Source organism: Nocardia sp. NPDC004722 (assembly GCF_053601505.1).
The window spans coordinates 1-13,409 of sequence record NZ_JBSGBY010000182.1 but is presented as its reverse complement, the minus strand read 5'-3'; the positions used below and the strand labels follow the sequence as shown (position 1 = coordinate 13,409).

General features: G+C 67.8%; 13 protein-coding genes. 7 read left to right on the top strand and 6 right to left on the bottom strand.

The annotated features are described in order from the left end of the window. Together ACWELQ_RS19320 and ACWELQ_RS19315 are read left to right on the top strand one after the other, a co-directional pair. Positions 1-233 (top strand): hypothetical protein (locus tag ACWELQ_RS19320; RefSeq protein WP_452398424.1); only part of this gene is annotated, 233 nt, incomplete at its 5' end. Between the two features lie 100 nt (positions 234-333). Continuing rightward, on the top strand, positions 334-1,293 hold the full coding sequence (locus tag ACWELQ_RS19315) for a LysR family transcriptional regulator (RefSeq protein ID WP_452398423.1): 960 nt from the start codon (positions 334-336) through the stop codon (positions 1,291-1,293). Positions 1,294-1,427: 134 nt separating this feature from the next. Here the strand turns inward: ACWELQ_RS19315 and ACWELQ_RS19310 are convergent, their stop codons facing one another. Together ACWELQ_RS19310 and ACWELQ_RS19305 are read right to left on the bottom strand one after the other, a co-directional pair. Next, on the bottom strand, positions 1,428-2,429 hold the full coding sequence (locus ACWELQ_RS19310; RefSeq protein ID WP_452398422.1) for an alpha/beta hydrolase: 1,002 nt from the start codon (positions 2,427-2,429) through the stop codon (positions 1,428-1,430). 84 nt (positions 2,430-2,513) lie between these two features. Continuing rightward, on the bottom strand, positions 2,514-3,227 hold the full coding sequence (locus tag ACWELQ_RS19305; RefSeq protein ID WP_452398421.1) for a hypothetical protein: 714 nt from the start codon (positions 3,225-3,227) through the stop codon (positions 2,514-2,516). 208 nt (positions 3,228-3,435) lie between these two features. Here ACWELQ_RS19305 and ACWELQ_RS19300 point away from each other — a divergent pair, with 208 nt between their 5' ends. Next, positions 3,436-4,368, top strand: a complete 933-nt coding sequence (locus ACWELQ_RS19300; protein ID WP_452398420.1) for a tyrosine-protein phosphatase — start codon at positions 3,436-3,438, stop codon at positions 4,366-4,368. A gap of 41 nt (positions 4,369-4,409) precedes the next feature. Continuing rightward, the gene (locus tag ACWELQ_RS19295) at positions 4,410-5,021 is read left to right on the top strand and encodes a hypothetical protein (RefSeq protein WP_452398419.1); all 612 of its coding nucleotides are present in this window, start codon (positions 4,410-4,412) and stop codon (positions 5,019-5,021) included. 27 nt (positions 5,022-5,048) lie between these two features. Here the strand turns inward: ACWELQ_RS19295 and ACWELQ_RS19290 are convergent, their stop codons facing one another. Then, positions 5,049-5,591 carry a hypothetical protein gene (locus ACWELQ_RS19290; RefSeq protein ID WP_452398418.1) on the bottom strand — a complete coding sequence of 181 codons (543 nt, stop codon included), beginning with the start codon at positions 5,589-5,591 and terminating at the stop codon, positions 5,049-5,051. A gap of 230 nt (positions 5,592-5,821) precedes the next feature. On the opposite strand from ACWELQ_RS19290, the gene ACWELQ_RS19285 reads away from it, so the two are divergent. From ACWELQ_RS19285 to ACWELQ_RS19275, 3 genes are all read left to right on the top strand, one after another. Beyond that, positions 5,822-6,772, top strand: coding sequence for a LysR family transcriptional regulator (locus ACWELQ_RS19285; protein WP_452398417.1), 951 nt, complete (start codon positions 5,822-5,824; stop codon positions 6,770-6,772). Between the two features lie 83 nt (positions 6,773-6,855). After that, the gene (locus ACWELQ_RS19280; protein ID WP_452398416.1) at positions 6,856-8,715 is read left to right on the top strand and encodes a glycoside hydrolase family 5 protein; all 1,860 of its coding nucleotides are present in this window, start codon (positions 6,856-6,858) and stop codon (positions 8,713-8,715) included. Positions 8,716-8,981: 266 nt separating this feature from the next. Beyond that, the gene (locus ACWELQ_RS19275) at positions 8,982-9,197 is read left to right on the top strand and encodes a heavy-metal-associated domain-containing protein (RefSeq protein WP_452398415.1); all 216 of its coding nucleotides are present in this window, start codon (positions 8,982-8,984) and stop codon (positions 9,195-9,197) included. Positions 9,198-9,434: 237 nt separating this feature from the next. Here the strand turns inward: ACWELQ_RS19275 and ACWELQ_RS19270 are convergent, their stop codons facing one another. From ACWELQ_RS19270 to ACWELQ_RS19260, 3 genes are all read right to left on the bottom strand, one after another. Beyond that, the gene (locus ACWELQ_RS19270) at positions 9,435-10,244 is read right to left on the bottom strand and encodes a lipase family alpha/beta hydrolase (RefSeq protein ID WP_452398414.1); all 810 of its coding nucleotides are present in this window, start codon (positions 10,242-10,244) and stop codon (positions 9,435-9,437) included. Between the two features lie 29 nt (positions 10,245-10,273). Next, complete coding sequence (locus ACWELQ_RS19265; RefSeq protein WP_452398413.1) at positions 10,274-11,788, bottom strand: family 20 glycosylhydrolase; 1,515 nt, start codon at positions 11,786-11,788, stop codon at positions 10,274-10,276. A 41-nt stretch (positions 11,789-11,829) separates the two neighbouring features. Further along, on the bottom strand, positions 11,830-13,409 hold a 1,580-nt coding region (locus ACWELQ_RS19260), incomplete at its 5' end, for a CocE/NonD family hydrolase (protein WP_452398412.1).

Genomic DNA, 13,409 nt, shown 5'->3' with positions numbered 1-13,409 from the left:
ATTACGGCCTTCCCAGGACCCTGTACCCGGGCAAGAACGCCGACTGCCCGAACATGTTGCGCGGCAAGCCCGATGAGACCATTCATTGCAAGGGCATCCTCACCGACCGCTCCACCACCGACGTCACGGTCCGCACCACCTCGATCGAGGGCAACAAGATCCACTTCCAGCTGTACCCCGACAATGCCCCCGACCTGAGCATGAGCGGCTGGCAGCTCGCCGACCCGAGCTGATCGCGGCCACGCCGCGGGACTGCCACGGAATTGCTGATACCCGGAACCAGTCTCGTAAAACGTCATGTTTCAGATCTCTGACCAGCCTAGACTGTGCGGCATGGATGTTCACACGCGGCAGTTGCAGTACTTCATCGCGGTCGCGGAGGAGCTGAGCTTCACCCGCGCCGCGCAGCGGCTGCATGTGTCGCAGCAGGGGTTGAGCACCCAGATCAAGCAGTTGGAGCACGATATGGAGGTCACGCTGTTCACGCGGACGACCCGGCAGGTCGAGCTCACCGCCGCCGGGGCGGTATTCCTGAAGCATGTCCGGGAAGCGTTGAGCGGCCTGGGATTCGGACTCGAGGCGGCGCGGGCGGTGCATCGCGGTGAGCACGATCGTCTGGTGCTGGGCTGCCTCGAGGGTGCGGCGCTGACCCTCACGGAACCGATCCTGGCCGCCTTCCGCGCGGCGCATCCCGAGGTGACCGTCGAGCTCACCCATTTCACCTACGACACCCCGTCCGCGGGGCTGGCCACCGGGCTGGTGGATGTCGCCTTCGTGCGCCGCCCGTTCGTCGATGACGGGCTGCGGTTCGAGCCGCTGTTCGCCCAACCGCTGATGGCGATGCTGCCCGCACATCACCGTCTCGCCGACCGCGCCACGGTGACGGTCGGCGAGCTGCTCGACGACCCGATCCTCGCGTCGGGACCCGCCGATCCGGTGTGGAATGCGTTCTGGCGGTTGGAATCCCACCGCGACGGACACGCCGCACCGGCCGTTCTCCCGGTGAAGACCCTGCTCGAGGAGTTGCATCAGGTCGCGACCGGTGCGGGCATCGCGATGACGGTGCCGTGCGCGGGCTGGATCCGCTTCCCCGGCGTCCGCGTCATCCCGGTCTCCGATGCCACCGCGAGCGAGGTCGCCGTCTGCTGGCGCACCGCGCACCAAACCCCGCTGGTGCGTTCCTTCGTCGACATCGCCCGCCGCGTCCGCGCCGCCAACCCGGACCTGATCGCCCGGCTCGAGACACCGCATCGCCGCGATCGAACCACCACCGTCCCCGCCCTGTCCTCCTGATCCACAATCACCGCTTGTCGATCATCCCCGACAATTGATTTCTGTTCTTTCCTTTGCGCAATAGCACTTTTCGAAATAGGGAAGGCCCGGAACCTGATGGTTCCGGGCCTTCCCGGTTTTCTAATCGGGTCGAATCAGTCCGTGCCGAGGGCGGCGGCCAGTAGCGGCCAGGAATTGTGGAGGTCCTGTTGCCAGTAAGCCCAGGTGTGCGTGCCGACGGGACGGAAGTCGACCTGCGCCGGAATATCCAGGGCGGTCAGGCGATCGGAGAGTTGGTGGGTGCACGCATTGGTGGCGGCCTCGATGAGGCCGCCGAGTACGAGCTGGTTCGCCTTTGTGATCACCTGGTCGGGCGTGGGGGCGGGACCGAGGCTCTCGGCCGGTCCGGGCAGGCCGGTGCCGCTGGACAGGTAGATCGCCTTGCCGCGCAGGCTGTCCGCGTTGAGCACCGCGTCGTGCGCGGACCAGGCGGGGTCGCCGTCGGGGCCCCACATATTGGCGGGGTCGGCGTCGCCGCGACCCAGCACCAGCCGGATGTAGGCCCGCCCGGCGGGGTCGGCGGTGGAGGCGCAGCCGCTGTAGGCCGCGACGGCCGAGTACACATCGGGTGCGGCCGAGGCCAGGTCGAGTGCCGAGGTGGCGGACATGGACACGCCCGCAATGGCATTCGCGCCCGAGGTGTGCAGGGCGGCGTCGATGATGGGCGGCAGTTCCCGGGTCAGGAAGGTCTCCCAGCGGTTGCGGCCCAGCTTCGGGTCGTCGCGCTGCCAGTCGGTGTAATAGGAGAACTCACCACCGACCGGCGTCACCACGTTCACGTTCTTGTTCCAGAAGAACGCGACGACATCGGTCCGGCTGTACCAGTTGGTGATATCGGTGCCACCGCTCGCACCGTTGAGCAGATACAGCGTCGGCGCGTCCGGCCGGGCGGCGAGCACCTGCAACGGGATGATCCGTTGCATGGCAGCCGAATACACGTAGAACATCTCCTGCCGCTGTCCCGCGCGATCGATGTGATCGAGATGCGAGGCGACCTCGGCCCGCGAGATCTGCAATGCGCCCGGGGCGACGTACAGCAGCGCCGCCAGCGCGGTGCAGGACACGATGAGCGATGAAAACGACCGCCTGGGCGACACGACCGACTCCTGGGAGGAACGAAGGAAAGGGGTCCTGGGCCGCGACGGCCGCGCACACGCCGCGGCCCAGGAGCAGGGGGTGACTCAGCTGCCCATCAGGCGCCGGATCACATTGGTGATGGTGTCGGTCACCGAGCCGGTCGAGCTGAGCTGGTTCTGCGAGGACCCGAAACCGCCCTGATCGAGGCTGCCCAGCAGGGCCTCACCGGGATTCGCGCCGCGACCGGTGAAGCACACGCCCATGCTCGGCTGGTTGGAACCGACCCCGACGGTGCCGCCGACGCCGATGCCGCCGCTGAGAACCTGCTGACCGTCGGTGACCGAGGAAGGCACCAGGTAGGTGAACTCGGCGGTGACCGGGTTGCCGGAGTTCACGAACCAGCCGGTGCTGGTCACCTGCCAGCCGCCGGAGTCCGGCTCCGGTGTCACTTCGGCGGACTGCTCACCCTGCCCGAAGTGATACGCGGTCACCAGCACCTTGGTCGGCTTGTCGAATCCCGGCGGCGGGAAGTCGGTGATCCGGTTGACATACGGATTGCCGATGCTCGTGGTGCCGACCACGATCTTGTAGGTGACCAGGGTGCCCGGTGCGGCAGTGGTGGTTTCGACTGTTTTGTCGTACTTGTGCGTGATCCAGGCGCTGCTGATGCCGGGGTTGTAGTCGACATGCTGCGTCTGCACACAGTCCGGGGACGCGGCGTCCGCGCCGGCGGGCGCGGTGCCGAGCACGATGCCCGCCCCGGACATGGCCAGGGCCGCCGCCGCAATTCCGGCGGCCGATTTCGAGGTCTTACGCATGATTCCTTCCAACGGTTCCGGGAGAAACACGGAACCGATTACCGGTGAGCCGAGGGGAATTCGAGCTTTCGCTCACGCCGGGAAACGTTAGAGCACAACGGAAGAGAACTTAAATCCGAATTTCGGAGCCATTGACAACGCCGCCTTGTCAATCGAAACGGAACAACTGTTTCTATTCGAACCTCGCGGGCCGCTAGCTTTCTCGACCATGTCACCACCCACAGCACGCCGCGTTCATTCCGCGGCCGTGGCGCTCGCCGGACTGCTCGCACTCGGTACGGCGTTGGGCCAGGCTCCCACGCTCGCGCAGCCCGCCGATATCGCCTCCGGATCCGGCTCCGGCTCAGGGAGTCTCGGCTCGTCGGGCTCCTCGGATTCCGGTTCCGGCGCGGCGAACGATCCGGTATCGACGCTGCCCGCCCCGGCCACCACCGCACTGAAGCTCGACGGCGCGGCCAACTTCCGCGACATCGGCGGCTACCGCACCTCCGACGGGCACACCGTTCGCACCGGGATCGCTTTCCGCTCCAACCGTCTGGCCGGGCTCACGGACGCCGACCTGGCGAAGCTGAGCACCGCGGGCGTGACGCTGGATGTGGACCTGCGCAACGGTTCCGAGCGCGGCAGTGCGCCGGATCGGGTGCCGACGGGCGCGCGGTACCAGGTCGCGGATGTGGTGAGTTTCGACAGCGGCGTCTCGTTCCACGAGTTCCCGGCGATCACGCTGGGGCGCGGCGTGATCGACGGGCTGATCAACGGCTCGTCGGATCTCGTCCAGTCGGTCGACTACCCGCTCATGGTCGACTTCCACGGCTCGGATGTCGCCTTCGGCGCGCTGCTGCGCTCCCTCGCCGCGAATACCGGCGCGACCGTGTACCACTGCACCTCCGGCAAGGACCGCACCGGTTGGGCCACCGCGGTGCTGCTCACCCTGCTCGGGGTGCCCCGGGATGTCGTGAACGCCGACTACCTGGCCAGCAATACCGAGCTCGGTGACCCGAAGGCCGTCCAATTGTCTTGGCTGGAAGCGGCTTTCGCCGAGGTCGACCGGCTCTACGGGAGCGTCGACAAGTACGTCCGAGACGGACTCGGCTTGGACCAGGCCACCATCGACACGCTGCGCGCGAAGCTCCTCGCCTGATTCTCACGACGTAAACACTAGAAAGACAAGGGAATTCACCGATGCCACAACGAACGATGACACGCGTCGCCATGGGTACGGCAGCCGCGATCGGGGTCATGGCCCTGCTCGGGAGCGGTACCGCCGCAGCCGCTCCCGCCTCCATCACCTGGAACAACAACGGCACCCAGTACACCCGCACGATCAGTGACGGCACGCCCGCCGCCGGTGAAACCATCACCGTCACAACGACTCTGTCCCGCACGCAGGACCCTGATGAAACCTACAACTGGTTCAAGGACTTCCATCCCGCGTGCCTGACCTACGTGACCGGCAGCGCCAAGGTGACCGACGCCGGCGGCGCCCACCCGGTCGAGCCCTATCTGCAGATCGGCACCGATTTCATCGCGGGCGACTTCACCACCGCCGGACTGAAATTGGTGGTCAAGGCGGGCAGTGCGCCGTCACCGACCTTCAGCGCGCAATACCAGGTCGGCTCGTGCGCGCCCGGCACGGCGCTGACCACCGGGATCGCGTACCTCTCGAGCTCCGGCCAATCGGACCTCTCCACCCGGGGTCCCTCGATCACCGTCGGCGGGACTCCCGGCGGCGGCACCGATACCGGCAGCGCCAACCTCCCGTCGCTGCTCGGCGGTTTCGGCTCGAGCAAGTAGCGGCCGAACCGCCAGGCACGGCGGCGGTCAGCGCAAACATCTGCGGCCCGCGATCCCCTCGCTCAACGCGTAGGAGATCGCGGCCGCTTCGTGTTGCGCCCAGACACCGAAGTCCGGGTAGCGCAGATCGATTCCGGCGGTACAGTCCCAGCAGGCGCTCGCACCGCCGCCCGGCTCGGACGGAAACAGCATCATGATGAATCGTGGTGCGGCGGCGGCCTTTCCGACCAGCACGCGGCGATATCCGGCGGGCACGAGCAGCGCGCCGGAGCCCTCGTGGGCGAAATACGCTTCGGCGAAGGCCGAATCCCGCCGCCACTTCTCGCCCGCCGCGAAATCGCCACTGCCGTAGAGCTGGATCGCCCCGAATCGGGGCCAGCCGTCGCAGACGCGCAGGAAATCACGGAACGCGGCATCGAAGTACACCCCGAGTCGCCGCTCGGCCGCCGTCAGCGCGGCCTCGGCGGCGGGCGGGTTGGGCGGCATGGAAAGCCCCGGCTCGCCCAAGCGCTCCGCCGCCCCGTACTGCACCGTGTAGAGCGACCCCACCAGGGAGTTCCAATTCGTCATGGGTCCTGACGCCGGGGGACGATTGCCGATAGTGGAGAAGTCCGCACCGCTGGCTGTCCCCGGCTCCTCGCTACGGTGGCCGGCGGTGCCGCTCTGAAAACGCTAAAGGACCTCGAAGTCGAAGAGAAATCATTCTTCGCGGGCCATTCACAAGCCCGATTTGTCAATGAGTGGGACGGTTCGCGCGGAAGGTTCGGTCCGGGCGACCCACCGACCTAGACTGCGTCGCCATGGAGGTTCACACCCGGCAGTTGCAGTACTTCATCGCCGTGGCGGAGGAGCTGAGCTTCACCCGCGCGGCGCAGCGATTGCACGTGTCCCAGCAGGGCTTGAGCACCCAGATCAAACAGCTCGAGCACGCGATGGACGTGGTGTTGTTCTCCCGGACCACCCGCAATGTCGAATTGACCGCCGCCGGAGCGGTTTTCCTCCAGGATGTGCGCGGCGCGCTCACCGGTCTGGCCGCCGCGATCGAGCGGGCCCGGTCGGTGCACCGCGGTGAGCAGGACCGGCTGGTGCTGGGCGCGCTGGAGGGCGCGGCCCTGACCCTGACCGAGCCGATTCTCGCGGCCTTCCGGAAGCGCCACCCCGGAATAGCCGTCGAGCTGCGGCATTTCACCTACGAGGACCCGTCGGCGGGGCTGACCACGGGTTCGGTGGATGTGGCTTTCGCCCGCCGCCCGTTCCTCGACGCGGGGGTGCGGTTCGAGACGCTGTTCGCCGAACCGCTGATGGTGATGGTGCCGGCCGGTCATCCGCTGGCCACGCGCACCGAGGTCTTCGCGCACGAGCTGCTCGGGGAACCGCTGTGCGGGGCGACCACCACCGATCCGGTGTGGAATGCGTTCTGGGAGTTGGACGCCTTCCGCGACGGATCGCGGGCTCCGGTGGTGTCCCGATCGAATTCGCTGCTCGAGGAACTGCACAAGGTGGCCACCGGGGTCGGGGTGGTGCTCACCGTGGCGTGTGCGCGCTGGATCCCGTTTCCGGGCGTGCGGCTGCTGCCGATCGCCGACGCGCCGCCCAACGAGGTGGCGGTCGGCTGGCGCGGGGCGCACGAATCGGCGCTGGTCCGTTCGTTCGTCGAGGTGGCGCGTGGCATCCGCGACACGCATTCGGACCTGGTCGCCCAGTTGCAGGAACCCGATTTCACCGATTGCACGGTGCCGCCCCATCTGTGATCGCGACAGTCACAACTCGCCGTTGTGAATGGATCCGAAACAGTGATTTCTCTTCGAATCCCTTGCCTCCTAGCGTCTTCGGAATGAGGGCACTCACCGTTCTATTGCTGGCCGCGGGGCTGCTGCTGGCGCCCACGGTTCATTTCGCTCCCCCGGTGCAGGCCGCGCCGACCGGGTTGAAGGGACCATTGAGTACGCGCGGCCGCTACATCGTCGACGCGACCGGGAACCGGGTGAAGCTGAAGTCCGGCAACTGGCACGGGTCCAGCGGCACCTGGACCGGGAGCGGGGACGACGAGGACGCGGCGAACAACTTCGCGCAGGAGACCGGTCACCGCGCGCCGCTCGGACTCGACCGCGTCCCGCTCGACAAGATCGTGGCGGACTTCAAGGACTTGGGGCTCAACAGCATTCGGCTGCCGTTCTCCAACCAGATGATCAACGATGACCGTCCGGTCCGGGGGCTGACCGCGAATCCGGGGCTCAACGGGCTGAAACCGCTCGAGGTCTACGACCGGGCGGTGGCCGCGCTGACCGGGGCCGGGCTCGGCGTCATCCTCAACAACCACACCACGACCACCCGGTGGTGTTGCGCCGTCGACGGCAACGAACGCTGGAATTCCGGGCAGAGCACCGACACCTGGGTGAGCGACTGGGCGTTCATGGCCGCCCGGTACAAGTCCGATCCGGGGGTGATCGGGGCGGATCTGCGCAACGAGGTGCGCCGCGACACCTGGGACAACCCCAACTGGGGTTCGGGCGACGGCCACGACTGGGAGGCGGCCGCACACCAGGCGGGTGATCGGATCCTGACCGACGCCAACCCGAATCTGCTCGTCATGATCGAGGGCATCAACTGGTCGGGCATCCCGACCGATCTGACCTGGCATCAGCGTCCCATGCTGCGTGATCTGAAGTCGTTGTCGCAGACGCTGGTTCGCTCGCACAAGCTGGTCTACTCGGTGCACTTCTACGGCTATATCGGCCCGAACCACACCGGCGGGACCGGGCTGAGCGGCGGCGAGACCCACGATCCCCGCTTCCGCGACATGTCCCGCGACGACCTGTTCAAGTCCATGGACGAACTCGCGGGCTACGTGGCGACCACCCCCGACCGGCATTTCACAGCGCCGGTGTGGGTGAGCGAGTTCGGGATCGGCAAGGACGCCACCGGTCTGGACAAGGCGTGGTTCCCGAACATGGTCGACTATCTGATCGATCGCGATCTCGACTTCGCCTATTGGCCGATCGTCGGCTTCCAGCATCAGGATCAAGGCAATGCCTGGGGACTGCTGCGCTACGACACCGACGGCGGCAAGCGCAGCGTCCTGGACGGTGACGACTGGCGGGGCGCGCAGGTGCGACGCCTGCTGGCCGCCGACGGCAAGACCGGCCAGGTGGCCCCGGCGCGAACCTGGTCGATGCTCAACGCCATTCACGACGACCACAACGCCTCGCTGCGGGCCGCCGGCGATTGGGACCCGGGCGCGCGCAAACTCGTCTGCCCCGACGACCAGCGCCTGATCGGGATCAGTGCACGCGGTCAGGGCGGCCTGTGCACCGACGCCACCGAGGGCGACCTGTGGCAGCCCGGTACCGCCGCGACCAAGGTCTCCGACGAGAAGGTGACCACCGACTGGGCCTCCGGCTTCACCAAATACCAGTGCGCCCAACGACAATTCATGACCGGATACAGCCTCCGCGGTGACGGCGTCTCCGCCATCCTGTGCGCCCCCGCCCGCATCCCGCTCGCGGGCGCGGGCCGCACCGTATGGGACGACCGCGGCGACAACCGCCCGGCCTCGGGCGAGGGCGGCGACTACGCGAGCGGCTACTACAAGGGCCAGTGCAACGCCGACGAATACGCCGCGGGCATCGCCTTCTCCTGGGCCAACTTCCGCTTCGGGCATCCCGACGCGCTGTACTGCCGCAAGCTCCGGTAGCCCGCCGCGGATTGACAACTCCGCCTTGTGAATCGCACGGAAACTAGTGTTTCAGTCCGATTCCGTTCCGCTCTAACATCGTTCGAGTCGACACCGCCGCCACCGGACTGAGCCCCCGGGACCGGCGGTGTCGGCACCGAACCCGACCGATTCACCGACTGATAGCCGATGCACATGGTCGGCAGTAGGATCGACGTGGGTCGGCTCGAGTGATCAGCGTGGATCCACGAGTGGCCCGGCTCATTTCTTCTGACTCGGGAAGTGTCATGTCGAAAGCCACGTTCTCCGTCGACGGACTGCACTGTCAAGGTTGTGTCCGGACGGTCGAGGAAAGTCTGTCGGCGCTGTCGGATGTTCGCTCGGTCAGCGTCGAACTCGATATCAAGGGCGTGTCGACGGTGACCGTCGACACCGATCGCGAACTGCTCGCGGACGAGGTGCAGAAGGCCCTGGATACCGGAGGCAACTTCAGCGTCGTCTGAACCTCGTCCGCTCACTGTCAGGAGCGGCGGCGGAGGTGGGCGGCGAGCCCGAGGAGGAGAAGTTCGGTGCCGCCGCGGAATTCGTCGTCCGCCGAGAGTTCGCGCGCCTGGCGGGCCGTCGCCACGAGCAAAGGGTAAGTCGACGGCATCGACTACGCCTTCTGTGCCGCGGTGTGCCGCAAGGTTTTCGCCGAGGACCACGGCATCACCGTCTGACCCGCGGTCGCGGTAGTCCGATCAGTCGGTGGTTGCGAGTTGGGTGAGGATCCAGTCGCCGACTGCGGGGTCGTGGGGCATCTGTTGGTGGGAGAGGGGGGCCGGGTGGAGGTCCTGGATGAATTGGTTGGTGACGCCGGGTTCTTCGATGAAGGAGGCGGGGCCGGGCGGGGTGTTGATGATGTCGTCGCGGGTGGCCAGGATCGCGTAGGCGACTCCCGGCTGGGCGATCGGGGCGTCGTCGAGGGCGGTCATGAAGGGCGAGCCGGTTTCCAGGTCGGCGCAGGCCGGGCAGAGGACGGGCAGCAGCTCGTCGTCGGTCACGTGGCGCAGGGCCGGAAGCTGGTTCGCCGCCTGGACCGCACCGGAGAAGGTGGTGCCGTGGGTGACGGGGGTCAGCAGGATCTCGGCGTTGACCCGGTCGGCGTGGTGAAGGTTCTTGGCGTAGTACTCGGCGATGGCGCCGCCCTGGGAATGCCCGACGAGGTCGACCTTGCCCGCGCCGGTGGCGGTGCGGACCCGCTCGAGGTAGGCGGCCATATCGTCGGCGGACCGGGCGACGGGCGCGATGCCGTCGCCGAAGGGCAGCGGTGAGTCGAAGGAGCCGTAACTGGGGGTGTAGACGCAGTACCCGGCGTCGATCAGCCTGGGCGCGAGCTGATTCCACGCGGTGGCGTCATCGTCGGTGCCGTGCAGCAGCACCACCGGATAGGGGTGCTGCACGGTGGGACGGCACACCGGTACATCCTCGACCGGCTGTGCGGCGGCGGGGTGGGCGGCCGCGGTGGACACGGCGGCGGCGATGATTCCCGCGGACAGCATTCGGCGCATCGACTACTCCGTTCGAACGGTTCCGGTCGTCATCGGCTGGGCAGTCCCACCGCGCGCACCCGGTCGGCGAATTCGCCGTAGCCGAGACCGCCGGTGCCGGACCACAATTGCTGCGCCATGATCGGCAGCCGGGCCCGGATGGAGCCGACCATCTGGTCCTCGGTCAGGGCCGACGGGTCGTCACACCAGACGTTCAGTGCCGAGCCGAGCAAGCGGTCGCGCTGGTCGGGGCGCAGGCGGGAGCCGGTGACGAAAAGGCCGGGGTCCCAGGCGAAGAGCAGTTCGGGCGTCGCGTTGAGCGGGGCCGCGTAGCCGCCACTGGCCCAGTAGGTGGGGGTGAAGGCGGCATTGCTGATGCGGTGGCCCGCGTCGACGAGCTGTTCGGGGCCGTTCTGGTCACCGACCCACGGCAGCAGGCCATTGCCGCCGGTCCAGTGGTCGACGATGATCGCCGGATCGACGACGACCTTCGCGCCGTGCGGGATTCCGTCGTTCCACATGCGGGCGGTCTTACCGTAGGAGGCGACGATGTCCGCCGCGTGATCGAAGAAGGCGGCGAGCGCGTCCGCCGCACCGTAATCGGGGCCGAGGGTTTCATGGGCCCAGTCGGTCAGCTGCGGGTAGCGGCTGAAATCGGTGACGTACTCGTCCCCGCCCAGGTGGAAGTAGCGGCCGGGGAACAGCGGCACGAATTCCCGCAGCAGATCCTCGATGAGCTTGCGCGCCTGCGGTTTCGACAGATCGATCTTGCCGCCCGCGCTGCCCGCGAGCACGCTGTCCATGGCGGCGTCGACCGGTCCGGTGGTGGCCGGAGTCAATATCAGGTCGGGATGCGGGGCGAGGATGGCGTTCATGTGGCCCGGGAAGCCGATCTCCGGAACCACCTCGATGCCGTAATCGGCGGCGTAGGAGACGATCTCGGCGATCTCGGCCTTGCTGTAGTGCTGTGGCGAGGTGATCTCCGGGTGGGATTCGCTTTCCAGCCGGAAGCCACCCACATCCGAAAGGTGCAGGTGCAGAGTGTTCATCCGGTAGTAGGCCAGCTCCCGGATGCGCTGTCGCAGGAACCCGACGCTCATGTACTCGCGGCCGACGTCGAGCAGCAGTCCGCGCTCGGCGTAGTCGGGCCAATCGGTGACGGTGCCGCGAGGCAGCGTCGTGGTTCCGGAAAACCATTGCAGCAGAGTCTGTGTCGCGTGGACGACGCCTTCGGGGGTGCGCGCGGTCGCGGTCACCGCCTCACCGATATCGAGCCGGTAGGACTCGGCCTGCTCCGGCCCGGAGCCGTCGAGGCGGATCACCACATCGCCCGCCCGCACCGGACCCGACGCCAGGGACGCCGCCCGCCCCGCCCGGGTGAGATCCTCGGCGAAATGCCCGGCGACCGCTTCGGTACCCGGCGCAGCCACCACGCGGACCTCGCCGGGCAGCTCGAACCCGCCCGTGGCGGGCTGCCACCGGCGCACGTCGGGCACCGAAACCGGCAGTGGTGGAGTGGATTCCGACCACGCGCGGGTCGCGGGCAGCAGCATCAGCGCCAGCACAACACCAACGATCGCCACGGGGAGCGCGCGCACCCGCCGGATCACGACGCATCCACCGGGATATCCACGGTCGAGGGCGACGCGAAGGTCACCACGCTGCCCAACGGCGTCGAGCTGGTGAACGGAATCGGGTCCTGGGTGGTGACGGTGAGCGTGAGCCGGTGTCCCGGTGCGAGATTCCAGTAGGTGGGTGCGAGATCCCAGCCGACCTGCGCGGCCACGCCCGGCGCGAGGCCGTGCCGGGTGATCGGCCACGCGGTGATCTCCTTACCCATGCCGTCGGGACCCTCGTCGTAGAGTATGCCGATCATGGTGAGATCGGGGCTCGACGGCGTCACCGTCAGGGTCAGATGCGCCGACCCGGACACCACGCCGCCATCGCCGAACGGGTTGGTACGCCAGACCCCGGCGGCACTGCGGTCCACACCCGCCAGCGCGATCGCCGGGGAGATGCCCAGCTGCGCCGTCACACCGGTGACATAGGGCACCGCCGCCACGGCGGTGGTCGCGGCGGAGAGCAGTGGCTGGCTCCAGGATTCGTCCGGGTCACCGCCCATGACGCCCTCGGCGAGCGAGGACAGCGGGAACGATCGCAGTGCGCTCTCGGCCGCCGCCACCGACGGGAACCCCAGATACGGGTTGCCCAATCCGCCGTTGGCGGGCGAGAGATGCACGGCGGCTTCGGTATCGATGCCGTTGTCCGCGCCGTTGACGTAGTGGTCGAGGAACCGCTCCCCCGCGTCCCAGGCCGGATTGGGCAGGCCCACGATCTGGCCCGCGCCGCCGCCGGTGGAGTGGTCCCCCGCCTGCATGTAGAGCATCTTGGGTCCGGTGAGCGAATCGAAGGAGTTCACCACGGGTCCAGACGGCAGCAGCGAATCCTGCCAGTCGTGCACCAGGAAGACCGCGGTGCCATTGGCATTCAGCTTCGGAATCGCGTCGGCCAGCAGGTGTTGGGCGGGCAGTCCGGCGAAGGCGTACCCGTTGTTGTGCAGGATCGCGTCCATGCCGCGCCGCACCAGATCCGGGCTGAACCGATTGGTCGCCACGCCCGCGGTCGCGAGCGCGATGGGCCCACCGGTTTTCGGAGTTCCATTGGGGGCCAGTGCATCCGCCAGGTCCCCGGGCGGCGAGTCGGCGATGACCGCCTTGATCCGCGGATCGTTTGCCGCGGCGATGAGCGCCAGGCCCGCGCCGTACGAGCCGCCCGCCACGGCGATCCGGTCGGGGTCTACATTGAGATTGGCGATGGCCCAGTCGATTACGGCCGACGCGTCGGCGACGTCGTTGGGCCCGAACATGTCGACGTCGCCACCGGAGAGGTACATGCCGCGCGCCGTGTACTCGATGGACACGAAGCTCTCCCCCGAAGACAGCTTGTAGGCCGACCCCAGACTGCCCATGGCGGGCACGCCCCAGCCGGACGGCTCGAGCACGAGCGGGTTCTTGTGGGTGGCGATATCCGGCGGCGCGGTGATGACCGCGTTGAGCGAAACCCCCGCTCCCGGAACGAACATGGTGGTGATCTGACCGCCGGGAATCGGGACGGCTCCGGCGGGCGGCGCGGCGAGCGCGAGCCCGGAGGCGGTCAGGACGGTCGCGGCGGCGCTGCACAGCAGCC

Bases quoted from the DNA above. Each gene is read 5' to 3' on its own strand.
- ACWELQ_RS19315 (WP_452398423.1), top strand. From the start codon at position 334: ATGGATGTTCACACGCGGCAGTTGCAGTACTTCATCGCGGTCGCGGAG.
- ACWELQ_RS19305 (WP_452398421.1), bottom strand. From the start codon at position 3,227: ATGCGTAAGACCTCGAAATCGGCCGCCGGAATTGCGGCGGCGGCCCTG.
- ACWELQ_RS19300 (WP_452398420.1), top strand. From the start codon at position 3,436: ATGTCACCACCCACAGCACGCCGCGTTCATTCCGCGGCCGTGGCGCTC.
- ACWELQ_RS19295 (WP_452398419.1), top strand. From the start codon at position 4,410: ATGCCACAACGAACGATGACACGCGTCGCCATGGGTACGGCAGCCGCG.
- ACWELQ_RS19290 (WP_452398418.1), bottom strand. From the start codon at position 5,591: ATGACGAATTGGAACTCCCTGGTGGGGTCGCTCTACACGGTGCAGTAC.
- ACWELQ_RS19285 (WP_452398417.1), top strand. From the start codon at position 5,822: ATGGAGGTTCACACCCGGCAGTTGCAGTACTTCATCGCCGTGGCGGAG.
- ACWELQ_RS19280 (WP_452398416.1), top strand. From the start codon at position 6,856: ATGAGGGCACTCACCGTTCTATTGCTGGCCGCGGGGCTGCTGCTGGCG.
- ACWELQ_RS19275 (WP_452398415.1), top strand. From the start codon at position 8,982: ATGTCGAAAGCCACGTTCTCCGTCGACGGACTGCACTGTCAAGGTTGT.
- ACWELQ_RS19270 (WP_452398414.1), bottom strand. From the start codon at position 10,244: ATGCGCCGAATGCTGTCCGCGGGAATCATCGCCGCCGCCGTGTCCACC.